The organism is Arenibacter sp. F26102, from assembly GCF_023015865.1.
In the GTDB taxonomy this organism is placed as follows: Bacteria; Bacteroidota; Bacteroidia; order Flavobacteriales; family Flavobacteriaceae; genus Arenibacter.
The window spans coordinates 93801-119698 of the sequence record NZ_JALKBC010000007.1 but is presented as its reverse complement, the minus strand read 5'-3'; the positions used below and the strand labels follow the sequence as shown (position 1 = coordinate 119698).

Genomic DNA, 25898 nt, shown 5'->3' with positions numbered 1-25898 from the left:
ACGACACTAATTTTACACAAAGATTATCAAAAATACTGCCCAATTCCAAAAACAATCCCATGAGATGCATTTTTTGTAATGCCATAGCCATAATCTATTCGGAAAATTGCGTTAAATATTCGCTTATGAATGAACCTAAAACCAATTCCCGGATAAACCCTTATACTTTCCTTCTCCCCAAAATCGCCAAAATCTCCCCCTGGGTTTCGCCATGTCCCTGAATCTACAAAAACATTACCCTGTAATACAAACCAATCCTTATCTATAAAACTATACCTATATTCTGAGTTGAATACGATGGTGGCAGTCCCCCTATCTATTTTATTTCCCACTCCCCTTATGTTAACATTATTATCTACGGAAAAGGGAGCAAAAGGTGTATCTATATTGCTTGAAATACCCAAACGCAAACGATTAGCCCAATTACCTCGATAGCCAATTCTTTTAAAATAGACAAAGTCATTGATCCCAATTAAAAATTCCGGTAAATTTTCATCGGGACTCTTGACATATTGAAAATTTAAAGTGCTGCCAAAACCTGAACGATAATGATAATCATAATTTATATTCTCATAATAGTAGATCACCTTATATAAATACTTATCCACTTGCAATTCTTGGGGGACATTTGGACTGGTTGCACCAGTTATATAACTATAATTTTCCGCAAACAAATTAATTCCAAAATCTACCCTGTTTTTATTGTTGATGTTATACAGACCCAAAACTTCAAAAGCCTTGTTGTTATATCTGTAATCTGCAGTATTATCGTTAATAAAAACTGGTTCTTGGGTAGTAATATTATTATAGCTAAGAGCAAATCCAAAGTTCCCCCTTATAACATAAGGCACCCTAAAATTTATTCCATAAGAATTAAAGATATCCCTTTGATAAAATCCGCCCAATATCATGTTTTTACCCAAAAGATTGTACTCCTGTAACCCTATTTTAAATGCAAATTCATCATTTGTTGAAGTATAAAGATTGGCGAACGGAATTAAGGTAAAATGTTCTTCAACGGTGTAGACAACGGAATATTCATTTTCATTAACGGCTTCAGCACGAAAATTGGCGTTGGCAATGGAAGGCAATTGTTTTATGCGTTGAACGTCTTCCGCCAAGGCCAAGGAATCCAATAAACTGCCCGACTTTACCTTAATAAGATTTTCTAAAAAAGAAACTTTAGTTCTTTTGGCGCCATCAATTTTCACTTCGGTTACCGTAGATTGCTGGGTGTATCCTGCCAAAAATGTAAAAAACAATAATGCCCTTAAACCGATTTTCATTATCAATGCGCAATTTTATGGGAAGCGTACTCATGAATTAAATATGAAAAGAGTCCAAAAACAGTTTAATGATTCAGAGACCGGGGAGAAAACCCTAGTATAGCTTATAGAAACTCTTAATTACTTCTTGGGCAGGTTTGTTTTGTGGGGTAAACCTATTGTCGTTTATTCCACCCGCTTTTTCATGATCAATAAACCATTTCCAGACAAATCCACCGGCAAACCACTCTTCTTTCCAAAATTCTTCAAAAATAGCTTTGGTGGCATTGGCCTGTGCTTCAAGGTTTACATCGTCCTTACTATGATCCACCAACCAAGGTTTTTTTGCAGTATAATTATTACTTCTATAACCGTATTCCGTAAAAATTATAGGCTTTTTTTTCGTCAAGGCCAATGATCTTATTTTTTCTTTATGCGGTTGCCATCCCCTTCTCAATTGCTCCACAGTAGGGGTTTTCTCATCACTTAAAGGAAAATAAGCGTCTATCCCTATAAAATCCAGATCATCCCAAAAAGGGGTCCTTCCGTATTCATCCCAGTTAGCTGCATAGGTAAGTTTTCCCTCATAAACACTCCTGATTTGTTTGATCAGTCCGGTCCAATACTGTGGCCTGTGATCAACAAATTGCTCCAACTCGGTTCCTATACAAAATGCATCGGCCTGGGTTTCCTGCGCCAGAGTAGCATATTCCATAATAAAGTTGGTATATGAAATTTCCAAAGCCTTCCACTTTTCCTCGGAATTCATTATTAAATTTCCGGTAAATTCACCTCTGGAAATCCATATCTGAGGCTTTAACATTACCTTTAAACCATTCTCGTGCAGGATATCTATATATTGCCTGGCACCCGTTCTTGTTTCCCCGAACCACTGTCTTGAAGTGTCAAAAATTATTTCCGGGGAGTCCTTATCCCTTATAAATCCAAAAGGCATTACCGCAGCACACTTGGCGTTGACATTTCTTACTGCATCTACGTGTTCTTGGGAAACTTTATCTCTAGAGGCCACAAAACTCACACCATTAAGCTTCTCAACTACTTGATCGTTACAACCAAGCTGTATAAAAAATAAGAAAAGTAGGCCGAGGTTTCGCATCCAGAAAGATTTTGAACTCTAAATTAGGCTATTTATTGATCATTCTAAAAAATAGCCCGCATTCCAAGGTTAAATGTCTGTCCCAAGCCTGTATTTTCTCCTCTAATAAAATTGGTGTATAACGCTTCAAGATTTAAGGCATTCGTTAGTTGATATTTTACCCCACCTCCCAAGGCCGTATAATTTTGTGCAAAATTATTACCCAAATCCAACCTTTGGGAATGTTGCGCCAAAGCCAAAATGGTGAATTTAGAACTTGGAAAATAACTCAAAAACACCCCAGGAGATAGGTTTAAGCTGTTATTGGCAAAGCTTTCGCCGGCCTTTCCAAAACTTAATTCGGAATTAAGTTCTGTAAACAATTGCCATTTCCTATTGGAAAAAGTAAGGTCATAAAAAAATCGGTTTTGCCATATATATCCCTTCTGATCCAAAAACACCCCATTTTCGGTTTCATTATCCACAAGAGGAATAAAAAAGGAGCTCTGGACCGAAAAATTACTCAGTGTTTCAATAGGAACAAATTTTACAGAAGGAGCTATAGAAGTTATACCAGACCTGGCCGTAGAATTTTCACCATCAAATTTAAAAACATCCAAGGCATTCCTCCCACCAACTACATTGGACCTTAGCTCTACAATAGCCCCAAGATTCCATCTTTTATTTTCGCCCGTGCCCGTATAAACTTCAATAGTAGAAGTGAAAAATGTTTTTCGAGCCTCCTGACTACTGGAAAAGGTACTTTTCGTTTCTGTATAAAGATTATTAAACCACTTTAAGTCCCATTGACCCTTTCCCATTAATTTGGAAGGAGTGTACTGTTGAATATTACTATCGGCGTCCTGGTCAAAATCTTGGGATATACCCATCGAAAAAACAAAGAAAGCAACCATTAAGGGCCATTTATTTTGAAGGTTTTTCATTTCTTTACTATGTTTTGTTTTGGTTCATTAATTATCATAGCCCGGCCAACTTCCCAATCCTCACATTGGATTAAAATGCCTGATATGCTCAATAGTCTATCGGAAAATTACCAATAAGATCTATTAGATTTTAAAAAACTTTCCACTCCGGATTTAAAATCAGGGCTATACAGTTAAAATTTACCTAATAGATTTAAAAGTCTTTATAAAGTATTACACATTTTTTTACGAAATATTTTTTTAAGTTAGCATTTATCTAGGGTATCTTGGCGTATATCCCGCTTTGATATAAAAAAATCCAAAAACTTAGTACCAACAATTCCCATTGCTAGGCAGTCTATATTAGGAACAAACTTAGATTTCATTAGCTTTGTCTAATATTTAAATAAATAGTACGCGTGGGAAGTAAAAATAAGCTGAAGCGATTCAAGGAGAATGAAACTTTTAAGAATGTAGTTCAACCCAATAGGGAGGAAATTACTAATGATACTTTCTCCTTAAAAGGCAAATGGAATGAATTTTTTGGCAATGACAATCCTATAGTTTTGGAACTGGGCTGTGGTAAAGGCGAGTATACCATTGGGATGGCCCAGCAAAACAAAAATAAAAATTATATCGGAATTGATATAAAGGGTGCCAGGTTTTGGCGTGGCGCAAAAACTGCGATGGATGAAAATATAAGCAATGTAGCCTTCTTGCGTACCCAGATTGAACTGATCGACGGACTTTTTGCCCCCAATGAAGTTTCTGAGATATGGATTACCTTTCCAGACCCCCAAATTAAATATAAGCGCACCAAGCACCGACTTACCAACGAGGCTTTTTTGGAGAAATACAAATTGATCCTAAAGGAGGATGGTGTAGTTAATCTGAAAACCGATAGCGAATTTATGCACGGTTATACCTTAGGCCTTTTACACGGAAAAGGATTGGAAGTTCTTTATGCCAATCACGATGTATACAAAAACGAAGGTAGCCCAAAAGAGGTTTTGGAAATACAGACATTCTACGAAAAACAGTATCTTGAAAAAGGAAAACCGATCACTTACATCAAGTTTAGAATTAGTTAAACCATGGAGCACTTACTAATCCTTTTTTTTGCCACATTTTCAGCGGCCTTCATGGCCACTGTTCCACCAGGGTTATTGAACATGAATGCTGCAAAAATAAGTGTGGAAAAGGGTAAGACCAATGGTATTATTTTTAGTCTTGGGGTTTCTACCATGATTATAATCCAGGCCTATATTTCCGTGTTGATCTCCAAATTTCTATTCAAACATCCAGAAATTATAGACCTTCTTTTAAAAATAGCCCTTATTGTCTTTGCTTTTTTCACCATCTATTTCTTTCTAAAGGGCAAGAAAAATAATCTGGACAGACCCAAAATAGTTAAGGTACGCAAGAGAAATAGTTTCTTTAAAGGGATATTGTTAGCCGCAGTAAATTTACTGACCATACCCTATTACAGTGGTTTAAATGCCATGTGGAATGCCTCCGGCTGGATAAAATTTCAATTTCGCGATATAGCCACCTTTATTCTGGCAGCAGGATGTGGAACTTTTACCGTGCTCTATCTGTATACGGTCTATTTTACCAAATTGGAAACCAAGAACAATGGATTTTCAAAAAACTCCAATTATATTTTGAGCGCATTAATGTTGGTCCTATTGGTGATTACCTTAATTCGCATATTTTATACCTGATGAAACCCGAAAATCAGAACTTCTTTGAAAAAGTATATGCAGTGGCCAGGCAAATACCATATGGACGGGTAACTTCCTATGGCTCCATTGCCAAATATTTAGGAACTGCAAGAAGTGCAAGAATGGTTGGCTGGGCTATGAACGGAGCACATAAAATAGGGGATATTCCCGCCCATAGGGTAGTAAACAGAAAAGGCCTTTTAACAGGGAAACATCATTTTAACGGTACTAATCTCATGCAGCAGTTATTGGAAAGTGAGGGAATAAAAGTAGTGGATAATCAAATCATAAATTTTGACGATCACTTTTGGGACCCATGGCTGGAATTAAGGTAATTCACCAAATCTTTATTACCAATAATTTTGGATTGTTACTACCATAAAGAAGATAGTTAATACCTTATTTTACTTTTCAATTCCCTTCCTTCATAATCTCGCTCCTAAGCCCTATCTTTGTAATTTAGAATCAGTTTTAATAATAACTGAATAAGAATGGTTTAGGATGAAATTAGACAAGAAAGACATACTGAAAGCGCTCGAAAATATTACTGTCCCAGGAGAAGGGCAAAATATGGTGGAAAGTGGCGCCGTAAAAAATATTATGGTTTTTGGGGACGAGGTTGTTGTGGATCTCACCATTTCCAACCCAAGTTTGCAGGCAAGAAAGAAAACCGAGGTTGAAATTTTAAAGGTTATTCATGAGAAAGTGTATAACAAGGCCAAAATTACCGTAAATGTAAAGGTTGATGCACCCGCTGCCAAGCCTAAGGTAAATGAGATCAAAGGCAAACCCATTCCTGGCATCAAAAATATAATTGCAGTTGCTTCCGGAAAAGGAGGGGTAGGAAAATCTACGGTAACGGCAAATTTAGCGGTAACCTTGGCTAAAATGGGTTTTAAAGTAGGCCTTTTGGATTCTGATATTTACGGTCCTTCAATGCCTATCATGTTCGATGTAACCCAAGAAAAGCCCTTGGCCGTCAATATCGAAGGAAAGTCAAAAATGAAGCCCGTAGAGAATTATGGGGTCAAGATTTTATCCATTGGATTTTTCACACAACCCAATCAGGCCGTAATTTGGCGAGGCCCCATGGCTGCCAAAGCGTTAAATCAAATGATATTCGATGCCCATTGGGGAGAATTGGATTTTATGTTGTTAGATCTACCTCCGGGAACCGGGGATATACATTTAAGTATTATGCAATCCTTACCAATTACAGGTGCCGTGGTAGTAAGTACCCCACAGGAAGTGGCCTTGGCCGATGCCCGTAAGGGAGTAGCGATGTTTCAACAAGATTCCATAAATGTTCCAGTACTGGGAATCGTGGAAAATATGGCGTACTTTACACCTGAAGAATTACCCAACAATAAATATTACATTTTTGGAAAAGAAGGTGCCAAACATTTGGCGGAGGATTTGAATGTACCTTTTTTAGGGGAGATACCTCTCGTTCAAAGTATTAGGGAAGCAGGTGATGTAGGAAGGCCGGCGGCACTACAAACGGCAACCGCAATTGAATCTGCTTTTGAAGAAATTACTAAAAATGTAGTTCGGGAAGTGGTAGGAAGAAATAAAAGTTTACCTCCAACAGAGGCTATTAAAATAACTACAATGGCGGGTTGTTCGGCTGTTAAAAAGAAATAATTATGACATCGATTGAACTTAAAAATAACGTAGAAAAGGCTTTGGAGGAAATCCGTCCTTTTTTACAAAGTGATGGAGGGGATATATCCCTAATTTCCATTGACAATGACACTTCCGTTAAAGTAAAATTGGAAGGGGCCTGTGTAGGGTGTACCGTAAATCAGATGACCCTTAAAAGCGGCGTTGAAATGACCATAAAAAAATATGCACCACAAATACTGGAGGTCATAAATGTGGCCTAGCAATCTGACTTTTATCATAAATATATATCCATTCCTTTTCTAGCTTTGTAGCTATTTTAAGTTCTTTTCTCCATGATTAAAACAGACATTCTAATTATTGGTGCCGGCCCAACAGGTCTTTTTGCTGTTTTTGAAGCAGGTCTTTTACAACTTAAGTGCCATCTAATAGACGCATTGCCTCAAGCCGGAGGACAGTGTTCCGAAATATATCCCAAAAAACCCATTTATGATATTCCTGGCTTTCCAGAGGTTTTGGCAGGTGATCTTGTAAATAACCTTATGGAACAGATCAAAGCATTCCAACCGGGTTTTACCTTGGGAGAACGAGCCAATACGATAGAAAAATTGGATGACGGAACTTTTCTGGTAACCACCAACAAGGGTACCAAGCACAATGCACCAATTATTGCCATTGCCGGTGGTCTCGGCAGTTTTGAACCCAGAAAACCCTTAATAAACAACCTTAGTTCTTTTGAGGATAAAGGGGTTGCTTATTTTATAAAAGACCCAGAAGTTTATCGCAATAAGAGAGTGCTTATAGCAGGAGGTGGGGATTCTGCCTTGGACTGGAGTATCTTTTTGGCCAATGTGGCTTCAGAGGTGACTTTGGTGCATAGAAGAAATGAATTTAGAGGTGCTTTGGATTCTGTAGAAAAAGTACAGGCCCTAAAAAATATAGGAAAAATAAATCTTATCACGCCCGCAGAAGTAGTGGAACTAAGGGGCAGCGGAAAACTGGAAGCAGCCGTAATTAATAAGTCCGGTGACCAGGACGAGGAAATTATCAAGGAAATAGACGATTTTATTCCCTTGTTCGGGCTTTCTCCAAAGCTAGGACCCATTGGGAATTGGGGATTGGAAATTGAAAAGAACGCCATTAAGGTAAATACTTTCGATTATCAGACCAACATACCTGGTATCTATGCCATTGGCGATGTAAACACTTATCCCGGCAAATTAAAATTGATTCTTTGTGGTTTTCATGAGGCAACCCTAATGTGCCAAAGTGCCTATCAACGCATTTTCCCGGACAAAAAATATGTGATGAAATATACTACCGTCGGCGGTGTTTCCGGTTTCGATGGAAGCAAAAAGGAAGCTCCCAAAGCTGTTGTAAAGTCCATTGATTAAAAAAAACAACTAATTCCTAAAGTAAATCCCTTAAATTTGCTGCCAATTACCAAATAAGAATATTTCTGGCATGAGCGATGTTAAAATAAAGATTAAGGATAGGGATGGGGTTGTACACGAGGTAGATGCACCTACAGACATGAATATGAACCTTATGGAAATAGTTCGTTCCTACGAACTTGCCCCAGAAGGAACTATTGGTATATGTGGAGGTATGGCCATGTGCGCTTCTTGTCAGTGCTATGTAGAGTCTGACCACCAACTACCCGAAATATCCGATGATGAGGATGCCATGCTTGCCGAGGCATTTAATGTGAAGGACAACAGCCGCTTGGGTTGCCAAATTCATATCACAGAGGATTTGGAAGGTCTGGAAGTTGAATTGGCTCCGGAAAGCTAAATTTTATACCACCCCTTATACAAGGGAAAACCAATAGCCTTACTATACATTTACTCTGTTACCAATTAATATAATTGGTAACAGAGTAAATGTATCCTAAAACCACACATGGATTCACGACAAACAACAATGATATATTATATCCTCGCCTGGTAGGTAAATAGGTTAAAGTATCGTCCTTCTTTTGCTATAAGTTCATCATGCGTGCCTTTTTCAGCAATCCGACCATCTTCTATTACAAGAATCTGATTGGCTTTTCTAATGGTACTCAATCTGTGGGCGATGACAAATGTGGTTCGTCCTTCGGTTAGGGTGGCCAAACTTTTTTGTATCAAAGCCTCACTTTCCGTATCCAAATTGGAAGTAGCCTCGTCCAATATCAAAATTTTTGGATCGGCCAAGACCGCCCTAGCTATGGCAATACGTTGTCTTTGCCCACCGGACAGCTTCACTCCCCGTTCCCCGATCAGGGTATCCAAACCTTTTTCGAACCTATCTGTAAATTCATCCACATAAGCTGCCTTAACGGCTTTTAGAACTTCTTCCTCAGTGGCATTGGGCCTAGGGAACATTATATTCTCCCTAATGGTACCTTCAAACAAAAATTCGTCCTGTAGGACCACTCCTAAATTTCGCCGATAGCTACTAAGATCCACATTGGAAAGATCTTGATCATCCACAGTAATAGTCCCTGATAAGGGATTTAAAAATGTGGCCGCCAAACCGGCAATCGTAGATTTCCCTGAACCCGAGCTACCCACTAGGGCTACCACATTGCCCGACTTCACTTCAAAACTAACATTGTGCAATACATCCTTATCCTCTTCATAGGCAAATGACACATCCTTAAAGGCTATATCCCCTTTTATATTATCCAGAACAATTGTTCTTTCCTCTTCATTGGCTTCCGGTACCATGTTCATTAGTTCTTCCGTCCGATCAAGACCGGCCAATGCCTCTGTAAGTTGACTTCCAATATTACTCATTTGCACAATAGGTGCGATCATGATGCCCAAAACAAAGGTAAATGACAAAAAATCTCCAAGGCTTAAGCCTTCGTACATTATTTTATACCCACCAATTCCCATAATTCCTGTAGTGGCAATTCCTATAAGAAAGGTGGATGAACTGGTCATAAAAGCCGTTGCCGTTAGGCTCTTTTTTACATTTTGAAACAATAACTCCACTCCATTCTCAAAAACCTTTGTTTCCTGTTCCTCTGCATTGAAACCTTTAATGACCCTAATTCCGCTCAGAGTTTCTGTTAGCCTCCCGGTAACCTCAGCATTTATTTTTCCCCTATTTCTGAAAATAGGTCTAATAATCTTAAAGGCCTTTAAGGCTATAAAGGCAAAAATGGCTAATGGAATAAAGGTAAAGAAGGTCATAGACGGACTTATCCACAACATGTAAACCAGGGCACCTATTGCCGTTATACTTCCTCCCACCAATTGAACCAAACCTGTACCAATAAGATTGCGAACCCCCTCTACATCGGACATTATACGGGAAACCAAGGCACCAGATTTGGCATTGTCAAAAAAGCGGATCGGAAGTGAAAGCACTTTCTTTTGCACCTGTGCCCTAAGCTCAGAGATAAGGTATTGTGCCTGTACACTCAATATTTTTGTCAACAAAAAGGAGGTTACGGCCCTTACCAAAATTGATAGTATTACCAAACCGACCAATATTTTAAGCATAGTCATATCCTTGTTTGGAATAACATCGTCCATAAAATATTTTAGGGAGATAGGACCTACAAAATTTGCTGCATTGCTTATAACGATCAAGAACAGCCCGACAAAAACCAAATTGCGCCGTGGCCAAATTATTGTTTTAAAGGCGGTAAGAATACTAACTTTTTTATTGGACATTAGAAATTATGTTTTGATTGAGGGGATTTACAATGTGTAAAAGTAATTAAAGTTATTGGTAGGCGAACCATGAAACTTACTCTGTTACTACCTAATTATGGCCTAGGGCCATCCTTAAAAATGGGAAAATCTCCTAAGACTTGACCGCAAATTTAATTTACTGGAATAGTCCTAATCAAAAAATAGGAAGTACTACGGGGTATAATTCATCTACAAATCGCTTATAGGCCTCTCCTGAAGGATGAAGGCCATCCCCTGCTACTAAATCAGGATTGGTCAATCCATGTCGTGTTATGTCCGTAATATTTACAAAAGGAACACCATTCTGCAAAGCCGTAGCCTTTGTAAAGGCATTGTATTCATCAATTTCTTTGGAAATTTTATCGGTATTTCTTCCTGCCGCAAACGGGGTATAGGCATAATCTGGAATAGAAATAACAACAACATTTTTAGGGTTGCCGTAAGCCAGGTCAATGGCACGTTCCAAAAGCAGGGGAAACTCCTTGGTATATACACTAAATGGCTTGCCCTGGTATTGGTTGTTTACCCCAATCAAAAGGGTTACCAAATCATAGCTTGGCAACAAGGTTCCTCTGTTGATTGCATCCAATAAATTATCTGTGCGCCATCCGGTGACGGCTATAATTTCGGTATTGACCTTTACTTCTAAACCCTGCTCCAATCTATCCTTTAATTGGATTGGAATGCTTTCTGCACTAGTAACACTTGCGCCAATAGTATAACTATCGCCTAAGGCCAAATAATGATAGGCCCCTGATTCATTTAAATGAGGACCTGGTATTTCGTTAGCGATGGGAGTAGTAGACCCAGGTTCCAAGATCATTTCCATGGAGGGTTCATAAACAGGCATGTCCTTTTCTTGGGAACAACTGGAGAAAATAATGGCAAATACAAGCAATAAAGTCAACCGCATCATAAATGTTTTACATTATTTACGAAAATATGGCCCTGAGGTTTTCAGCATTATAAACAACCGAAATCAATTATAATCCCTTGGCCTACATCCCAATAAAAATCGAATTGACTTAAAATTGTAGATGCAGTAAATTCACCTGACTATTAAGGTTGATAAAAAAACAAGATACCTATTTGCAACCCAACGATCAGTTTTTGTTACGTTTAAAATTCCTAAAGACCCTTAAGGAATAAGGGATAAGAATAAGCAATAGATTAATAATCAACAAATAGTAATATCCTTTCATATTGGTCAGCGTTTATGTTTTTTTGGCTATTCCTTTATAATTATAATAGTGGCTTTAGAACCAGTGGATAAATTCCACATATTGGAATGTATCATTTTGCCTTCATCGTCATAAACATTTACTTGAGCAGTATTAGGCCCCGAGGTACCTTGGTTCAATGCCTCAAAATCAATTCTATTAAAACCCTTTTGTAAATCCAGATTGATTCCCTTAAAGGAACCTGTTAAAAAAATATTAGGTTCCACCACTTTATCATTTAGCAATATCCTAACCCTATCACCATCTACATATTCGTGATCACGGCAAACAATGCCCACAAATTTTCCATTGCTTTTAATATCGCCCAAATACATATTTCCAAAAAAGGTGGAAGAACCTTCCTTTTCCTTTACACCTACTTTAGGGTCTATCTTTAGACCGTATCCTGCCTGAACCAACTCCCTATCAGGAAGCATTTTTATATTTCTGGCCGTAAGGGAATCCTTAAGATTGGTGGTAGGTTTTAAGGTAATAATGGAAGGGAAATTCAAAGCAGTTCCTTGGTCGGGGTTTTCCCTCACTCCTTTGTCCCCTTCAATTTTCAAAGGATTGGTCGTAGGAAGATCTGTTTGAGCAATACCTAGCTGGGAAATTAAAAACAGAACGCAAAATAAAAATACAATTCTCATATGGCCGATTAAGGTACGAATCAGATACAAAAATATCAAATACCTTGCCATGTGTATCTAAAATGCTGTTAAAAATGGGCAATTAAAAAAGTACGCTAATCATTTCCACACTTTTTTGAGAAACCCTATAAAATTTTTGCTCATTATATTTTCAATATCCGTTTCCGAATAGCCTCTTTCTGAAAGTAGCTTGGGAACCTCTTGAAGGTCTGCAATCGTATCTAGGTCGGTCGGACATTGCTCTTTCCCAAAACCGCCATCAAGATCGGTCCCTATCCCAACATGTAGTGAATTTCCGGATAACTGGCAAATATGGTCTATATTGTCTATCATTTGGGTAAGGGTAACATCCATTCCCTCAGGTGTTGAAACTCCTCGAACCCAATTGGGGACCATCATCCAAGCGTCCAATGCTATGCCAATTACTGACTGCCTACCAATAAGTTCTCTTATTTGTTCATCTGAAAATTGCCGGTTATGGTCCACAAATTTCCGACAATTGTTGTGGCTTGCCCAGACCGGACCATTGTAAACCTTCATGGTTTCCCAAAAACTAACATCGCATAAATGAGTGGCATCCAGAATTAGGTTTAATCGTTCTATCTCTTTTAATAATGCCTTACCCTTTTGGCCAATCCCTCCAACTGAATCTGTACCATGCGCATAGGTCCCCGGGCCATAATGTGCAGGACCGATAGCCCTGAGACCTTGTTCATACGAACGTTCCAGATATTCCAAAGTAATTATGGAATCGGCTCCTTCCAAACTAAGTATATAGCCAATGGGTGTTTTGTTCACGCCATTTTTCCATAAGTCCAAATGTGTATTCAATTCGGCCAAATTTCTAATTTGGACCATTTCCCCTATTTCCTCCATAGCCCTGTACCAAGCTAACTGTCCCTGGGTTTGTGCCCAGGCCTGGTGGGGAGAATTCCAACCTGGTAATTGATTTTCCCTCTTTACGTATCTCGCTATTTGGGTAGCCACACATAGGCCAATATTCCCCTTTCGCATAGCATCTAAAGAGACCGTATTCCTTGCCCTATCCAGTTTATCTGCCATGCCCACTTCGCTTTTCCTAATATCGGCTACGGTCCAAGTTAAATCCCTATTCCATTCCATGGCATTCATAGAAAGGTCTAAATGAGCATCAAATACGAACATATTTCAAATTTTATCCAGTTTGCGGGCCATCCTTTTATTAAGAGACCTTTTATTGGAAGGTTTATATATTTATTTTTAAATTTCTTGCGACTACTTTCCAAGAGCTGGTCAGACTTCCATCAACCACCGTTAGGACTTCATCATATTTGGCAACAGTTGGGCAAATATGTACCGGTATGGCATATGCTACATCCCCCACTTTAAACATGTCATCATTGGGGCATTGTACCACCAAATGTTCCTCACTCTGCCCTATTTGGGTACATTCTTCTCCTTCCAACAATAATACCCTGGGGAAAGTCATCTCCGATGCCAAGTGTTTATGTCCTAGGTCGAAGCAGACTAAATTGGATTTAGGCTTACTTATTACCCTAGTTAACAATACTGCAGCTGGAATAAAGTTCATCTCCTGATATGAAGCAGCATAGCCAGCATCCCATAATAGTGTTGTTCCGGGACTGGTCTCCACCCCTTCGCGCTTTAGATGAATGGGAAATGTTGGGGAGCCGCCTGCCACAATACTAGGAACACGAATGTCTATTTCCTCCAAAGATCTTTTCAAGTCCAGAATCGCTTCAAAATCTTTATTGCATTTATCCTCTCTTTCAGATAGATCTTTGTTGTGGATATGCCCGTCGTAAACATGTAATCCTGCAGCAAGTAAGTTGGGATTCTTATATATGCCTTTGTACAATTCAACTGCTTGCGCATTGGGTTGAATTCCTGTTCTGTTCATCCCATTATTTATATCCAACCACAGTGGCACTTGAATACCTTTGCCGTCAGCAGTTTTTGCTATTTGTTCAATAATTTGCTGGTCGTCGACAATGGTGGAAAATGTGCTGTTTGGATATTTCGCAATCAAACTGAAAAACCTGTTTATATTGGCTCCTACCGGTTGCATTGCGAGAAGGATGTCTTCCGCACCGCATTTTGCCAAGAGTTCTGCTTCTGCAACGGTAGCGCACTTAAATTTATGAATGCCACGCTTCAACTGAAGCTTTATAATTTCGGCAGTTTTATGGGTCTTTATATGAGGCCTTAGGTTACGGGTACCTCCTGCCATAGTTATCATGGTACCAATGTTTTTTTCTATCCGATCCGGATAAACCAAAAGCGCAGGGGTAATAATATCTTTTGGGTCGGTAATCTTATACCAATCATTGTTTATCATAGCATGGTGTTTATTATCAATAAAGCTCAAACATGGCCTCTACCTCTACTGGGATGTTATCCGGCAGCATCATCCCCACAGCACTGCGCACCCCAATGCCATTTTCCTTTCCGAAAACATCCGCCATCAATTCACTAAAACCATTAATAACAAAAGGTTGCTTTCCAAAATCCGAGGTTGAATTTACCATTCCCAGAACTTTTACCACCCGTTTTATTTTGTCCAAACTACCAAAATGTGTCTGAATCGTGGAAAGCATAGTTAAGCCCACTTGTCTGGCTGCTAGTTTGGCTTCGTCCGCGTTCATATCAAAACCAGCAATGCCGATCATTAAAGAACCATCGTTCTGAATTGGACCCTGACCTGAAACATATAAAAATTTATCCACTACCAAAATAGGTCTATATACTCCGGCTGGTTTTGGGGCTGGAGGTAAAACCAATCCTAATTCCTTAATTCTTTCTGCGGTTGAACTGCTCATAATTAATTCTTTGATTAAACAAACAAACTTAAAATCATTACTCCTATCAAGCCCATGACTCCCACAGTGGTTTCCATAACCGTCCATGTTTTTAAGGTGTCCTTTATAGATAGGTTAAAATATTCCTTGAACAACCAGAATCCACCATCGTTTACATGGGAAAGCATTAAACTTCCCGACCCTATGGCCAACACCATTAATTCCGCACTTACCCCAGTTGCATTTACCAAAGGTAACACTATTCCGGCGGTGGTGAGACCAGCAACGGTTGCAGAGCCCACGCACACCCTAATAACGGTTGCCACAAGCCACGCCAAAAGTAAAGGGGAAAAGCTGGAATCCTTTAAAATATTGGCAATATAATCACTAACCCCACTATCCACCAATACCTCCTTTAGTGCTCCTGCGCCGGCAATAATCAAGAGCACCATAGTTATGCCGGAAATGGAACTTGCCACAGACGCCATTATTTCGGTCATTTCCTTCCCCCTAGCCAGACCCAAGGTATAAATGGCCACTAAGACAGCGATCAACATGGCAATTACCGGATTGCCTATGAAATTGACAATTGGCAAAATAGCAGCATCCTTGGGCAATAAAAGATCTGCTGCAGTGGCTAACATAATTAAAATAACAGGGAGAAGTGCGGTAAAAATACTAATATTTATGCCTGGCATTTCTTCCTCCTTCAATATGGTCGGGTTCACGAATTCTTTAATAGGAGTGGCCGTTATATTTTTAATGGTTCGGGAAAATACTGGACCTGCCAATGTAATGGCCGGAATTGCAATAATAGTTCCATAAAGAAGTGTTTTTCCAATATCAGCATTAAACATTGAAGCTATCGCCGTAGGGGCAGGGTGCGGAGGAAGAAAACCATGCGTTACGGAAAGTGATGCGATCATAGGTAGGCCAACATATAATAATGGCAACCCGGTTGAAGCCGCAATAGTAAAGATCAAGGGTATCAATATTACAAACCCTACAGAGTAGAACATGGGGATGCCCACAATAAATCCGGTCAAGACCAAGGCCCATTGAATATTTTTGATTCCAAATTTTGCCACCAATTTGGTCGTTATTTGCTGTGCTGCACCACTATCCGCAACCAATTTGCCTAACATAGCCCCTAAACCTAGAATGATTACCAGGAAACCTAGCGTATTCCCAATTCCATTTTGGATGGATTGTATTACCCCCTGCAATTCCATTCCCTCTGCAATACCCACGGCAAGGGACACGATGATAAATGCAATAAAGGCATTCAGTTTAAATTTGGCAATAAGCAAAAAGAGCAGAATTAATCCAAGTACAACAATAAGTAAAGGCATAGTAATGGTTTGGTGGTTAATTAAATACAAAACCTAAATATACTATATCACTCCATAAAATTGCCATCCCATTAGGAAAAATTTAGAATTGGTAAGTGAAGGTCAATGAATAGGTATTTTGATAACGAGCAAAGCCTAGTTTCATCTGCTCCTTTTTATAAGGTTTGGTGAAAATATAAGTACTGGCAATTCCAATGGCCGCACCACCAAAAACGTCCCAGAAATCGTGATAACCATCTGGGGCTTCGGTCCTACTTACGGCAACTAAACTGGCTAGAATATAGGCGGGAATACCGTAATCCCAACCGTATCTTCGCTGTATAAATGATGCTCCTGAAAAGGCGGATGAAGTATGACCGGAAGGAAAGGAATCATATAGTTTTCTGCCTTCAGGCCTTTCTTTTTTGGTGAAATGTTTTAAGGAATACGTTAATACCATGGTAGTGCCGTACGAGAACGCCAATTTTTTGGTGCCCTTGTAATCCTTCTTTATCAAAGTCATGAGTCCAGCGGTCAAAGGCAGTGCCAATTGAAGTACGTCGCCAGTATCTTCCAAAACAAATTCCCATTTCTCATGTCCCCCCTCCGTATCTTGGGAATAGCATTTAATACTTAAAATAAAGAAGACACAAATGAGCCTTAACGACCACTTTCCCATGTAATATTCTTATAGAAACACCTTATTAAATAATAATAATAATAATAATTCAACCCCGTTCACAATTATTGGCCATTGTCTAGGTTGAAACAAAAAACAAAGCTTAAAATGGCAATCCGCAGAGGCCCTGCACAAACCCTTGCACATTACCCCATTCTAAGAACCCTGTAACCAATTGTCCCGTTTATAAGCTTGAAGATAAAAAAATATACAATACCTATTTATACAGTTCAATTTAAAGTCGATAATATTTTTACCAGCTCTGTAATTTTTGTAACTTTAAGAGAATCGACATTTACAGAACCGGAGTTGTAATATTCCAATCTGATGCCCGCCGTTGGACCAAATAAAAAAGTGACTTATTTTCTCTTGGATCCTAATAAAGTTTTAAAGTTTGTTTCATTTTAACAAAGCAAATATCATGGCACCACCCTTCTTATTTAGTCTCATTATTGTACTGTTTTTATTAGCCGGAATACGCATAATCTTCGAATATAAAAGAGCCTTAAAATTTAGGTTCGGGAAGTATATAAAGACTTTACAACCGGGTTTTAGGTGGATTATCCCTTTAGTGGAGACGATACAAATCGTGGATATTAGGGTTATCACCATAAATATAATATCCCAGGAAGTAATGACTGAGGACAATGTTCCCTGTAGTATAGATGGCGTAGTTTTCTTCAAAATAAACGATCCCGAGAAAGCCGTACTGGAAGTGGAAGAATACAGGTTTGCCATTACACAATTATCCCAGGCGGCATTAAGGGATGTCTGTGGGAAGGTGGAACTGGATACTATACTGTCCAAACGTGAGGAAATGGGAAAGAATATCAAGGCCATTGTTGAATTGGAAACCAAGGAATGGGGCATTGAAATTATTGACGTGAAAATTAAGGACATTCAACTACCAGAAAACATGAAGCGTATGATGGCGAACCAGGCTGAAGCCGAACGGTCTAGAAGAGCAAGAATTATATTGGCACTTGCCGAGGAACAGGCCGCAGGAAAGTTGTTGGAGGCTGGAAAGCTGATCGATCAATCGCCTTCTGCAATAAAATTAAGGCTTTACCAGACCCTATCCAATATAGCTGCTGAAAAGAACTCTACTATCCTATTTCCCTTCCCGGAAGAGGTTTTGCCCAGAAACCCCATAAAGAAGAATAAAAACAAAAAATAGTTACACTTAATTATAAGAATCAGCGTTTCTTTATCTTTAAAGAAAGTTTGAATTTCAACTATGGAAAAACATAGATGCGGTTGGTGCATGGGAGATGCACTATACGAGAAGTACCACGACGAAGAATGGGGTGTCCCCGTTAAGGATGATGACCTTCTTTTTGAATTTTTAATTTTGGAAACCTTCCAGGCCGGATTGAGCTGGATTACCATACTGCGAAAAAGGGAGAATTTCAGAAAGGCATTAGATAATTTTGATTACCAAAAAATAGCCAAATACGGGGAGCCTAAAATTGAATCCTTGCTGCAGGATGAAGGAATTATTAGGAACAAGCTTAAAATAAGGGCCACTGTTACCAATGCCCAAGAGTTTATTAAACTACGAAAGGAATTTGGAAGTTTTAGTAAGTATATATGGGGATTTGTCGATGGCCAGCCCATTAAAAACAACCATAAAGATCACAAAAACCTACCAGCCAACACCCCTTTGTCCGATGCCATAAGCAAAGATTTAAAAAAACGTGGATTTAAATTTGTAGGGAGCACTGTAATATACGCACATATGCAAGCGACGGGTATGGTAAACGATCATGAGATAAATTGTTTTAGATATAATGAAGTATAACCACATAATCCCATTGCTATTATTGACCTTTAGCCTAAATAGTTTTTCCCAAACGAAACCGGAACGGGAACATCGAATTAAAAAATCGCAATTTCCTTACTTGAAAATTGAGGCCCTTGCCTTGGAAGATGCCAAAAAATTAAGGTACTACAAAGAAGTTGATTCCTCCAAAACCACCTATACCTTAAAATTTAGGAAAAATAAAATGCATTATCATATAGATTTTAATGAAAAAGGAACGATTCTAAAAACTGGCTTTAAAGTAAGCGAAGTTGACATTCCCAAGGATACCTATGCCAATATTAATTCTTTTTTAAGAGAGAATTTTAAGGATATTAAAATTAAATACATCCAACAATGCTATCCCGGCACCTCGGATGATGTACTAAAAAATACTCTTCAAAATCTCATATTGCCCCTCAATACGTACAAAATGATGCTACGCGGTAAGAAATCGGATGAAAGGGAAGACTTTATTGCGATTTTTGATGCCGAGGGAAATTTGATAAAAATTGCAATGGCCTTACCGGCCAATTATGACCGTGTACTATATTAAAAGGTGACTGGGTTTTAACAACCTACCCTTTTAGAATTTCGATAAATTGTTTTCTAGGGATTTCTTCGGCACCAAGACTTTCCAAATGGGCGGTGTACACTTGGCAGTCGATTAGTTTATACTTCTTCCGGTGCAACTCTTTTGCTAGGCTTATGAAAGCATATTTGGAAGCATTACTAGTTTTACTGAACATGCTTTCTCCACAAAAGACGTCTCCAAGATCTATACCGTACAGACCTCCTACTAAAAGATCATTTTCCCATACTTCCATAGACTTCGCAATTCCCATTTGATGCATGCGCAAATACGCGTATTTCATTTCAGGGGTAATCCATGTTCCGTTCTGGCCTTTTCGTATTATTGCTGAACAGGCATTGATGACTTTTTCAAATTCGGTATTCCATGAAATCCTAAATCTGCTGGACTTCATAACTTGGTGCATGCTTTTGGAAATCTTTACCTTCTCGGGGAACAATACCATTCGAGGATCGGGACTCCACCAAAGAATAATGGAATCTTCATTAAACCAAGGAAATATCCCATTCCTATATGCCAACAGCAGTCGCTCCGGAGACAAATCCCCGCCAACGGCCAATAATCCGTCATCATCGGCATTCTCTACATTTGGAAACTGTAAACGATGGTCCAGGAGAAACATTTTGAAGTTAATTAATGGTCCCTAAAATTAAGAAAACCTATTCGGTAATGAACAGAATAGGTTTTCTTAATTTTCACTTTACATAACCTTTTGGAACATTTATAGTTCTGTTCCCAGGTAATATAGTCTGCACTTGTTAGAACGGCAAGTCGTCGTGGTCCTCGTCATTTACATCATCCGCGGGTTCAAAAGCATCCATCGGTGGAACCGGTGGCATTCCCGGAGCGCCTGCTTCCTCCTGTAAACTCTCTATCCTCCAACCCTGGATAGAGTTAAAATATTTTGTCTCCCCTTGTGGGTTAACCCATTCCCTACCTCTAAGGTTTATACTAATTTTAACGGCTTGACCAGCCCCAAAACTATTTAAAAGGTCGCATTTATCCTGCACAAATTCGACCATAATATGTTGTGGATATTGTTCCTCGGTAGTTACCACCACTTCTCGCTTTCTAAATCCGTTACTCCCAAATGTTTGGGTCTCACCTACCATTTTAATTTTCCCTTGTATTTCCATTTTACTATTTATATAATTCTACTTTGTGTTCTTTTTTTGTCAATATTAAGCAATTTGATCAGGAACACCTAAAACAAATTATCCCATCTCAATTTTTAGGGTGTCAGCCCTTAAAATAGTCCTAAGCATCAAACCATTTTGAAACCTATTAAAACTTCAATTTAAAATAGCTAATGTCTTTTACCATTTTGTTTTTCCCATTATAAGGGCATATCGGCCAATAAAATTTTCCATGCCGACAGCACATCCTTAACTTTTAATAGCTCTTGGGCCTTGGCATGCTTTAAGGCCACATCACCTGAATTTAAAATAGCCCTTAACTCCATATTATTTTTAACATACAACCTCACCTCTTCCTTGGAAGGCAATTTTTCTATATTTCCCAACATTCCCAAATCGTTCCCTGTTAGAACGTTGCTCAGCTTAATATGCTCAGGTATTTGATCTACACCAATACCTAAGCTGCTAACGGGCTTGGGCACTTCAAACAAACCCAAATTGGCTCTACTATACCAATTGCCGCCCATCCGGGCCACTTGATCTATTTTATATTGATCAATACTTCCATTTTCATCCAAAATATCTGCATCCACATGTATTTTTAGCACTTTGGAAAAGATAAGATTCCCGGCTCCGCCTCCTTCCCCAAGTGGTTCTACTTTAATCACCTTGCACTCAAATTGCACAGGAGATTCTGCTACCCTAAAAGGTTTTACCATCTCCGAAGGTAACATCGTTAGTCCAGACTTTAAAAATTCATTTTCACCCTCCTTGTACTCCGAGCTCGCCAAGGACATTTGCTGAACCATATTATAATTGACCACGTTAATGACCACTTCCATATTTTTAAGCACATTTTCCAAGGTATGTTTAGTACTATTGTCACGGACCCTTCGGGATGGCGAAAAAATTAAAATAGGCGGATTGGAACCAAAGACATTGAAAAAACTAAAGGGCGACAAATTAGGTCTCCCTTTGCCATCAATGGTACTGGCAAAAGCAATGGGTCTTGGACCAACCGCACCTAACAAATACCCATGTAATTTAGCCGTGGGTACTTCTGAGGCGGTGATGGAAACCATTTTTTTCATAGCGGGTAAAGGTACACAAATTGTAGGCAAAATGAAATAAAGAGGGAGATATGAAAATAGAATATCTTTGTCCAAATTGCGTTATCTTTAAGTATAATTTTATAGTTTGATGGATTTTAGTCCTAAAAAGAAAACTTCGAACCTTCTGTTATTAATAGCTTCTTTTGCTATTGTGAGTTTAATACTGTGGAACACTAACAGTTTTTTCAAGAAATTTAAGGAGGAAGAGCGTCATAAAATGGAAATTTGGGCCACGGCACAATCTGAATTTTTATCCCTTCCCGTAGACGCCGATCCCGGAAATCTGCATATTAAAATTTTTCAAAACAACACCTCCACACCCATGATACTGGTAAACAAGGACAGTACCATAAAAGTGAACAATATGCCCGGTATCCAGAAAACGGACACGTCTTTTATCCATGGTAAAATAAATAAGTTTAAAGGAGAGAACAAGCCAATTTCCATTGAATATAAGGGAGAAAACCTGGCCACCCTATATTATGGGAATTCTGAGGTACTAAACAAATTGAAATATTACCCGATAGCTCTTTTACTGATAATATTCCTATTTGGAACAGTTATCTATTTCTTATTCAAGACCAATAAAACATCTGAACAAAATAAACTTTGGGCGGGTATGGCCAAAGAGACCGCCCACCAGATAGGCACCCCACTTTCTTCACTTTTGGGATGGAACGAGTTATTAAGGGCAGAAAAAATTAATCCAGAAATTACCAAGGAAATAGAAAAGGATATAAGTCGATTGGAAACCATCACGGAACGCTTTTCCAAGATCGGATCCCTACCCATCCTTAATGAGCACGACATTGTTGAGGAGACGAGAAGTGCATTTGATTATTTAAAATTGAGGAGTTCCAAACTCATCCATTTTTCATTTAATTCCCAAGTGGACCATGTACCAGTACTTTTAAACAAGGCCTTGTACAATTGGACCATTGAAAACTTGGTGAAAAACGGCATAGATGCTATGAGGGGCAAAGGCAGTATTGCTATAGAAATAGTTCCTAACGGGAATTGGGTCAAAATTTTAATCACAGATACGGGTGCCGGAATATCCAAAAAGAATTTTCAAACAATATTTAATCCTGGGGTTACCACTAAAAAAAGGGGTTGGGGCCTAGGGCTGTCCTTGGTAAAAAGAATTGTAGAGGAATACCACAAAGGCAAAATTAAAGTACTTACATCAACGAAGGAGGGTACTATAATGCAAATTATGTTTAAAGTTAAAAATTAAGGCGATGGCAAAGGAGAAATTAGTTGTAATAAAAGAGGCCGATTTAACAAACAATTGTCCCGAATGTTTTAATCAGGATTTAAGGTTGACTTTTTATCAAAGACATACTTATGGGCGACTGTACGATAGAACCACGAAGGATGTGAACCATGAAATTAAATGTAAGAAATGCAATTCTACGATTTATCCTGTAACTTGGACGGAAGACATAGAGCGTGTTTATGAATACTACCAAAAAATGATAGCCCCGGATCGTGCGTCCATACGCTTTACTTCCCTTTTTTATATTTTAACTCTATTATTGATAATCTTGGTAGCCGCTGGGGTCTATATTTATTTAGCAGGCATTATTTAATATTCGACCTAATTTTTTCAGCTACATCCGTAAAATCCTTGGGGCTAAGTGATGCCTTATGCTGAAAAGTGGCATCCCGCATTCCGTTCAATGGAATTAAATGTACGTGTACATGGGGAACTTCGAGACCTATTACAGTTAGTCCTACCCTATTGCAGGGTACACTGGCTTCAATGGCCAAGCCTATTTTCCTGGAAAAGGCCATAAGCCCCAAATAGGTTTCCTCATCCAGGTCCAAGAGTTTGTCCACTTCTTTTTTGGGGACGCACAAAGTGTGCCCCACAGCGTTGGGATTAATATCCAAGAAGGCGTAATAATTATCGTCCTCTGCAATTTTATAGGATGGAATCTCACCGTTGATGATTTTCGTAAATATTGATGACATAATTGTGAACTTTAAATCAAATTAAAAGATAGTGCAAATATTTTAAACACTCAGTTAAATATAATCTTCGTGGACCTAAGACAGCCATATTTCCCAACAATACGAAATCCCTTTAAAAGTAAAAACCCCAATCGAATACATCAATTGAGGTCTTATCCTATATTGTAAATTGGATTATCTAGTAATTTCCAATATTTCAAATTTTAAAGTTCCGTTTGGCACGGTGATTTCTGCGGTTTCCCCTACTTTCTTGCCCAAAAGACCCTTACCAATAGGTGAACTCACAGATATTTTTGACGTTTTTAGATCGGCTTCACTTTCGGCGACTAGAGTATATTTCATTTCCATTCCGTTATTCATATTCTTCAATTTAACCGTAGACAATACCAACACTTTGGAATTATCCAATTGCGATTCATCTATCAACCTAGCATTGGCAAGGATCTCTTCCATCCTGGAAATTTTCATCTCCAACAGACCTTGTGCCTCCTTGGCAGCATCATACTCAGCATTTTCAGACAAATCCCCTTTATCCCTAGCCTCACCTATAGCTTGGGAAGCTTTTGGACGCTCAACATCCTTGAGGTAATTAAGTTCCTCTCTCAATTTTTTTAGCCCTTCTGCTGTATAATAAGATACTTTGCTCATAAGTTCTATATAAAATAAATAGGAAAATCCTCTTTTTTTAAAGAGGATTTAAGACAAATATACATAAATTTTGATCAACTTTGTTCAACTTATTTAATTTGGCACAGCGGTATGAAACCCATTTTAGGAATATTACTTTTCTTTTTTTTATTCTCCTGTGAAAAGAACTCCACTAATAGAAACCCTTACCTACAGGAAATTAGCTTTAGGTTCGCCCTTAACTTAAACCTCCCACTTTACAGCCCCTTAACCAATACAGGAAGCGCCGTATATGTGAGTAACGCAGCAGTGGGCACCAAAGGAGCATTTGTTATCAACACAGGTTTTAATTCCTATATGGCCTGGGAAGCGAGCTGTCCCAACCATGCCCCCAATGAGTGCTCAACAATGTCCTTAGATGGACAATTGGTTACTTGCTCTTGTGAAGGTTATGAATACCATTTGTTTACCGGACAACTTATGAACAGACCGGAGGACGGAAGAAGTTATCACGACCTACTTTATTACAAAGCCACTTATAGTGGCAATTCCGTAATCATCTCCAATTAACAACCCTTAGATCTGTCCTAAGATTTTGTCCATTATCCAACTGGTATGCACTCCCGACTTCCCGGTTGAAGGATGCTCCCTGTTTTCCAATAAATGTGCCCGTAAGTTTTCCACATGAAACTGCTGCACGTGCTTTGGGTGATCAATAAAGAGATTTTGAATACCATTTTCATTGCTTAGGGTGATATCCCCTTCATCAAATACCGGAAAGGATATTTTACCGGTACTACCTATAATCTCCACCATATCCACTCTTTCCGAGGTACCAAAATTCCAACTGCCCTCCCCAGTAACTCCATTTTTGTATATCCAACAAGCCGCGATGGCATCTTTTGCAGTATATAGTCCTTGTTGGTTGGTGCTTACCCCAAAGACATTTTCAATGTCTCCTAGGTAAAACGAAAATAAGTCCAGCCCATGGCTGGCCAAATCATCAAAATAACCCCCTGGTGCAACTTCAACATCGGTCCGCCAATTGTATGTCTTTTGTAAATCTTCGGCACTTGGCGGTTTTGAAAGATGCCATTTAATATGTCTTATTTCCCCAATTTCATTATTGTCCAGCCAATCCTTAATTTTTTGAAATCTAGGCAAGGAGCGTCTATAATAAGCAACAAAAAGTGGCAATTTTTTTTCCTTGAAAACATTATATATTTCCAAGCTATCCTTGTAGGTCGGCGCCATGGGTTTTTCCACACAACAAGGCTTTCCTGCTTCCGCCACCATTAGTGCGTAATGTTTATGAGTATCCGGAGGGGTAGCAATATAAACAGCATCTACTTCTGGGTCCATAATTAAATCCTCTGCTTTGCCGTAAAATTTAGGTACCCCATGTCTTTTGGCATAGTCTTCCGCTTTTTTTAAATCCCTCCGCATAACGGCTATTAGCTGAAAATCCGGCGTTTGTTGATAAGGTGGTCCGCTTTTTACTTCGGTAACCGCCCCGCAACCAATTATTCCCCAACGGATGGGTTTAGGGTAATTCATATTATTCATTCTCTCAATTTTTAAAATTTAGCAATTCGGTCGAATACAAAACTAGGGATTACAAAACAAAACCTGATTTCCAATTCCGCAGCATTCCT

30 protein-coding genes are annotated in these 25898 nt (G+C 38.8%); 13 read left to right on the top strand and 17 right to left on the bottom strand.

Translation table 11 applies throughout. The annotated features are described in order from the left end of the window. Window positions 1-26 precede the first annotated feature (26 nt). The 3 genes from MWU78_RS11880 to MWU78_RS11870 form a co-directional block, all read right to left on the bottom strand. Entirely contained in the window at window positions 27-1286 is a 1260-nt protein-coding gene (locus MWU78_RS11880) for a POTRA domain-containing protein (RefSeq protein ID WP_246997987.1), read from the bottom strand. A gap of 94 nt (window positions 1287-1380) precedes the next feature. Then, a complete protein-coding gene (locus MWU78_RS11875) occupies window positions 1381-2382 on the bottom strand; it encodes a glycoside hydrolase TIM-barrel-like domain-containing protein (protein WP_246997986.1) in 1002 nt (333 codons plus the stop codon). Between the two features lie 44 nt (window positions 2383-2426). Beyond that, window positions 2427-3305 (bottom strand): hypothetical protein, encoded by an 879-nt coding sequence (locus MWU78_RS11870; RefSeq protein WP_246997985.1) that lies wholly within the window; start codon window positions 3303-3305, stop codon window positions 2427-2429. A 398-nt stretch (window positions 3306-3703) separates the two neighbouring features. On the opposite strand from MWU78_RS11870, the gene trmB reads away from it, so the two are divergent. From trmB to MWU78_RS11835, 7 genes are all read left to right on the top strand, one after another. After that, window positions 3704-4375, top strand: a complete 672-nt coding sequence (trmB, locus tag MWU78_RS11865) for a tRNA (guanosine(46)-N7)-methyltransferase TrmB (RefSeq protein ID WP_246997984.1) — start codon at window positions 3704-3706, stop codon at window positions 4373-4375. 3 nt (window positions 4376-4378) lie between these two features. After that, entirely contained in the window at window positions 4379-5008 is a 630-nt protein-coding gene (locus MWU78_RS11860; protein WP_246997983.1) for a LysE family transporter, read from the top strand. Next, entirely contained in the window at window positions 5008-5343 is a 336-nt protein-coding gene (locus MWU78_RS11855) for an MGMT family protein (protein ID WP_246997982.1), read from the top strand. The genes MWU78_RS11860 and MWU78_RS11855 overlap by 1 nt, the downstream gene beginning before the upstream one ends. Before the next feature lie 166 nt (window positions 5344-5509). Next, entirely contained in the window at window positions 5510-6652 is a 1143-nt protein-coding gene (locus MWU78_RS11850; protein WP_246997981.1) for an Mrp/NBP35 family ATP-binding protein, read from the top strand. A gap of 2 nt (window positions 6653-6654) precedes the next feature. Continuing rightward, window positions 6655-6894 (top strand): NifU family protein, encoded by a 240-nt coding sequence (locus MWU78_RS11845; RefSeq protein WP_246997980.1) that lies wholly within the window; start codon window positions 6655-6657, stop codon window positions 6892-6894. Between the two features lie 72 nt (window positions 6895-6966). Then, window positions 6967-8025, top strand: coding sequence for an NAD(P)/FAD-dependent oxidoreductase (locus MWU78_RS11840; RefSeq protein WP_246997978.1), 1059 nt, complete (start codon window positions 6967-6969; stop codon window positions 8023-8025). 70 nt (window positions 8026-8095) lie between these two features. Further along, complete coding sequence (locus tag MWU78_RS11835; RefSeq protein WP_187581159.1) at window positions 8096-8425, top strand: 2Fe-2S iron-sulfur cluster-binding protein; 330 nt, start codon at window positions 8096-8098, stop codon at window positions 8423-8425. A 137-nt stretch (window positions 8426-8562) separates the two neighbouring features. On the opposite strand, the gene MWU78_RS11830 is transcribed toward MWU78_RS11835, so the two are convergent. The 8 genes from MWU78_RS11830 to MWU78_RS11795 all read right to left on the bottom strand — a co-directional run bounded on the left by MWU78_RS11830 (window position 8563) and on the right by MWU78_RS11795 (window position 16998). After that, window positions 8563-10299, bottom strand: coding sequence for an ABC transporter ATP-binding protein (locus tag MWU78_RS11830; RefSeq protein ID WP_246997976.1), 1737 nt, complete (start codon window positions 10297-10299; stop codon window positions 8563-8565). A gap of 175 nt (window positions 10300-10474) precedes the next feature. Then, window positions 10475-11236, bottom strand: a complete 762-nt coding sequence (locus MWU78_RS11825) for an SGNH/GDSL hydrolase family protein (protein WP_246997974.1) — start codon at window positions 11234-11236, stop codon at window positions 10475-10477. 312 nt (window positions 11237-11548) lie between these two features. Beyond that, window positions 11549-12190 carry a hypothetical protein gene (locus MWU78_RS11820; RefSeq protein ID WP_246997972.1) on the bottom strand — a complete coding sequence of 214 codons (642 nt, stop codon included), beginning with the start codon at window positions 12188-12190 and terminating at the stop codon, window positions 11549-11551. A gap of 99 nt (window positions 12191-12289) precedes the next feature. Further along, entirely contained in the window at window positions 12290-13354 is a 1065-nt protein-coding gene (locus MWU78_RS11815) for a membrane dipeptidase (protein ID WP_246997970.1), read from the bottom strand. Between the two features lie 61 nt (window positions 13355-13415). Beyond that, the gene (locus MWU78_RS11810) at window positions 13416-14528 is read right to left on the bottom strand and encodes a D-TA family PLP-dependent enzyme (protein WP_246997968.1); all 1113 of its coding nucleotides are present in this window, start codon (window positions 14526-14528) and stop codon (window positions 13416-13418) included. A 16-nt stretch (window positions 14529-14544) separates the two neighbouring features. Continuing rightward, on the bottom strand, window positions 14545-15009 hold the full coding sequence (locus tag MWU78_RS11805; protein ID WP_246997966.1) for a RidA family protein: 465 nt from the start codon (window positions 15007-15009) through the stop codon (window positions 14545-14547). A 14-nt stretch (window positions 15010-15023) separates the two neighbouring features. Further along, window positions 15024-16340: a gluconate:H+ symporter gene (locus MWU78_RS11800; RefSeq protein ID WP_246997964.1), complete on the bottom strand. Its 1317-nt coding sequence runs from the start codon at window positions 16338-16340 to the stop codon at window positions 15024-15026. 82 nt (window positions 16341-16422) lie between these two features. Further along, window positions 16423-16998, bottom strand: coding sequence for a phosphatase PAP2 family protein (locus MWU78_RS11795; protein WP_246997962.1), 576 nt, complete (start codon window positions 16996-16998; stop codon window positions 16423-16425). Window positions 16999-17419: 421 nt separating this feature from the next. Between MWU78_RS11795 and MWU78_RS11790 the strand changes: the two genes are divergently transcribed. Genes MWU78_RS11790 through MWU78_RS11780 form a run of 3 tightly spaced genes read left to right on the top strand, consistent with a single transcriptional unit; the run spans window position 17420 to window position 19355 of the window. Further along, window positions 17420-18175, top strand: a complete 756-nt coding sequence (locus MWU78_RS11790) for a slipin family protein (RefSeq protein ID WP_246997959.1) — start codon at window positions 17420-17422, stop codon at window positions 18173-18175. A gap of 60 nt (window positions 18176-18235) precedes the next feature. After that, the gene (locus tag MWU78_RS11785) at window positions 18236-18799 is read left to right on the top strand and encodes a DNA-3-methyladenine glycosylase I (RefSeq protein WP_246997957.1); all 564 of its coding nucleotides are present in this window, start codon (window positions 18236-18238) and stop codon (window positions 18797-18799) included. Continuing rightward, on the top strand, window positions 18789-19355 hold the full coding sequence (locus MWU78_RS11780; RefSeq protein WP_246997955.1) for a hypothetical protein: 567 nt from the start codon (window positions 18789-18791) through the stop codon (window positions 19353-19355). The genes MWU78_RS11785 and MWU78_RS11780 overlap by 11 nt, the downstream gene beginning before the upstream one ends. Before the next feature lie 22 nt (window positions 19356-19377). On the opposite strand, the gene aat is transcribed toward MWU78_RS11780, so the two are convergent. From aat to MWU78_RS11765, 3 genes are all read right to left on the bottom strand, one after another. Beyond that, complete coding sequence (aat, locus tag MWU78_RS11775; protein WP_246997953.1) at window positions 19378-20013, bottom strand: leucyl/phenylalanyl-tRNA--protein transferase; 636 nt, start codon at window positions 20011-20013, stop codon at window positions 19378-19380. A gap of 136 nt (window positions 20014-20149) precedes the next feature. Beyond that, a complete protein-coding gene (locus MWU78_RS11770) occupies window positions 20150-20527 on the bottom strand; it encodes a DUF3127 domain-containing protein (protein ID WP_246997951.1) in 378 nt (125 codons plus the stop codon). Between the two features lie 200 nt (window positions 20528-20727). Further along, complete coding sequence (locus MWU78_RS11765; RefSeq protein ID WP_246998267.1) at window positions 20728-21609, bottom strand: flavin reductase family protein; 882 nt, start codon at window positions 21607-21609, stop codon at window positions 20728-20730. A gap of 118 nt (window positions 21610-21727) precedes the next feature. Between MWU78_RS11765 and MWU78_RS11760 the strand changes: the two genes are divergently transcribed. After that, window positions 21728-22876 carry a HAMP domain-containing sensor histidine kinase gene (locus tag MWU78_RS11760; protein ID WP_246998265.1) on the top strand — a complete coding sequence of 383 codons (1149 nt, stop codon included), beginning with the start codon at window positions 21728-21730 and terminating at the stop codon, window positions 22874-22876. Between the two features lie 4 nt (window positions 22877-22880). Then, on the top strand, window positions 22881-23231 hold the full coding sequence (locus tag MWU78_RS11755; protein WP_246997949.1) for a hypothetical protein: 351 nt from the start codon (window positions 22881-22883) through the stop codon (window positions 23229-23231). On the opposite strand, the gene MWU78_RS11750 is transcribed toward MWU78_RS11755, so the two are convergent. Both MWU78_RS11750 and greA read right to left on the bottom strand, forming a co-directional pair. Continuing rightward, on the bottom strand, window positions 23224-23616 hold the full coding sequence (locus tag MWU78_RS11750; RefSeq protein ID WP_246997946.1) for an HIT family protein: 393 nt from the start codon (window positions 23614-23616) through the stop codon (window positions 23224-23226). The genes MWU78_RS11755 and MWU78_RS11750 overlap by 8 nt on opposite strands. A gap of 174 nt (window positions 23617-23790) precedes the next feature. Beyond that, a complete protein-coding gene (gene greA, locus MWU78_RS11745) occupies window positions 23791-24264 on the bottom strand; it encodes a transcription elongation factor GreA (protein ID WP_246997944.1) in 474 nt (157 codons plus the stop codon). Window positions 24265-24375: 111 nt separating this feature from the next. Here greA and MWU78_RS11740 point away from each other — a divergent pair, with 111 nt between their 5' ends. Then, window positions 24376-24813 carry a hypothetical protein gene (locus MWU78_RS11740; RefSeq protein WP_246997942.1) on the top strand — a complete coding sequence of 146 codons (438 nt, stop codon included), beginning with the start codon at window positions 24376-24378 and terminating at the stop codon, window positions 24811-24813. A 6-nt stretch (window positions 24814-24819) separates the two neighbouring features. Here the strand turns inward: MWU78_RS11740 and MWU78_RS11735 are convergent, their stop codons facing one another. Then, a complete protein-coding gene (locus MWU78_RS11735) occupies window positions 24820-25809 on the bottom strand; it encodes a Gfo/Idh/MocA family oxidoreductase (RefSeq protein WP_348647081.1) in 990 nt (329 codons plus the stop codon). Window positions 25810-25898 lie beyond the last annotated feature (89 nt).

Coding starts and splice junctions, on each gene's coding strand:
- MWU78_RS11880 (WP_246997987.1), bottom strand. CDS start 1,286: ATGAAAATCGGTTTAAGGGCATTATTGTTTTTTACATTTTTGGCAGGA.
- MWU78_RS11875 (WP_246997986.1), bottom strand. CDS start 2,382: ATGCGAAACCTCGGCCTACTTTTCTTATTTTTTATACAGCTTGGTTGT.
- MWU78_RS11870 (WP_246997985.1), bottom strand. CDS start 3,305: ATGAAAAACCTTCAAAATAAATGGCCCTTAATGGTTGCTTTCTTTGTT.
- MWU78_RS11860 (WP_246997983.1), top strand. CDS start 4,379: ATGGAGCACTTACTAATCCTTTTTTTTGCCACATTTTCAGCGGCCTTC.
- MWU78_RS11855 (WP_246997982.1), top strand. CDS start 5,008: ATGAAACCCGAAAATCAGAACTTCTTTGAAAAAGTATATGCAGTGGCC.
- MWU78_RS11850 (WP_246997981.1), top strand. CDS start 5,510: ATGAAATTAGACAAGAAAGACATACTGAAAGCGCTCGAAAATATTACT.
- MWU78_RS11845 (WP_246997980.1), top strand. CDS start 6,655: ATGACATCGATTGAACTTAAAAATAACGTAGAAAAGGCTTTGGAGGAA.
- MWU78_RS11840 (WP_246997978.1), top strand. CDS start 6,967: ATGATTAAAACAGACATTCTAATTATTGGTGCCGGCCCAACAGGTCTT.
- MWU78_RS11835 (WP_187581159.1), top strand. CDS start 8,096: ATGAGCGATGTTAAAATAAAGATTAAGGATAGGGATGGGGTTGTACAC.
- MWU78_RS11830 (WP_246997976.1), bottom strand. CDS start 10,299: ATGTCCAATAAAAAAGTTAGTATTCTTACCGCCTTTAAAACAATAATT.
- MWU78_RS11825 (WP_246997974.1), bottom strand. CDS start 11,236: ATGATGCGGTTGACTTTATTGCTTGTATTTGCCATTATTTTCTCCAGT.
- MWU78_RS11820 (WP_246997972.1), bottom strand. CDS start 12,190: ATGAGAATTGTATTTTTATTTTGCGTTCTGTTTTTAATTTCCCAGCTA.
- MWU78_RS11815 (WP_246997970.1), bottom strand. CDS start 13,354: ATGTTCGTATTTGATGCTCATTTAGACCTTTCTATGAATGCCATGGAA.
- MWU78_RS11810 (WP_246997968.1), bottom strand. CDS start 14,528: ATGATAAACAATGATTGGTATAAGATTACCGACCCAAAAGATATTATT.
- MWU78_RS11805 (WP_246997966.1), bottom strand. CDS start 15,009: ATGAGCAGTTCAACCGCAGAAAGAATTAAGGAATTAGGATTGGTTTTA.
- MWU78_RS11800 (WP_246997964.1), bottom strand. CDS start 16,340: ATGCCTTTACTTATTGTTGTACTTGGATTAATTCTGCTCTTTTTGCTT.
- MWU78_RS11795 (WP_246997962.1), bottom strand. CDS start 16,998: ATGGGAAAGTGGTCGTTAAGGCTCATTTGTGTCTTCTTTATTTTAAGT.
- MWU78_RS11790 (WP_246997959.1), top strand. CDS start 17,420: ATGGCACCACCCTTCTTATTTAGTCTCATTATTGTACTGTTTTTATTA.
- MWU78_RS11785 (WP_246997957.1), top strand. CDS start 18,236: ATGGAAAAACATAGATGCGGTTGGTGCATGGGAGATGCACTATACGAG.
- MWU78_RS11780 (WP_246997955.1), top strand. CDS start 18,789: ATGAAGTATAACCACATAATCCCATTGCTATTATTGACCTTTAGCCTA.
- aat (WP_246997953.1), bottom strand. CDS start 20,013: ATGTTTCTCCTGGACCATCGTTTACAGTTTCCAAATGTAGAGAATGCC.
- MWU78_RS11770 (WP_246997951.1), bottom strand. CDS start 20,527: ATGGAAATACAAGGGAAAATTAAAATGGTAGGTGAGACCCAAACATTT.
- MWU78_RS11765 (WP_246998267.1), bottom strand. CDS start 21,609: ATGGTTTCCATCACCGCCTCAGAAGTACCCACGGCTAAATTACATGGG.
- MWU78_RS11760 (WP_246998265.1), top strand. CDS start 21,728: ATGGATTTTAGTCCTAAAAAGAAAACTTCGAACCTTCTGTTATTAATA.
- MWU78_RS11755 (WP_246997949.1), top strand. CDS start 22,881: ATGGCAAAGGAGAAATTAGTTGTAATAAAAGAGGCCGATTTAACAAAC.
- MWU78_RS11750 (WP_246997946.1), bottom strand. CDS start 23,616: ATGTCATCAATATTTACGAAAATCATCAACGGTGAGATTCCATCCTAT.
- greA (WP_246997944.1), bottom strand. CDS start 24,264: ATGAGCAAAGTATCTTATTATACAGCAGAAGGGCTAAAAAAATTGAGA.
- MWU78_RS11740 (WP_246997942.1), top strand. CDS start 24,376: ATGAAACCCATTTTAGGAATATTACTTTTCTTTTTTTTATTCTCCTGT.
- MWU78_RS11735 (WP_348647081.1), bottom strand. CDS start 25,809: ATGAATAATATGAATTACCCTAAACCCATCCGTTGGGGAATAATTGGT.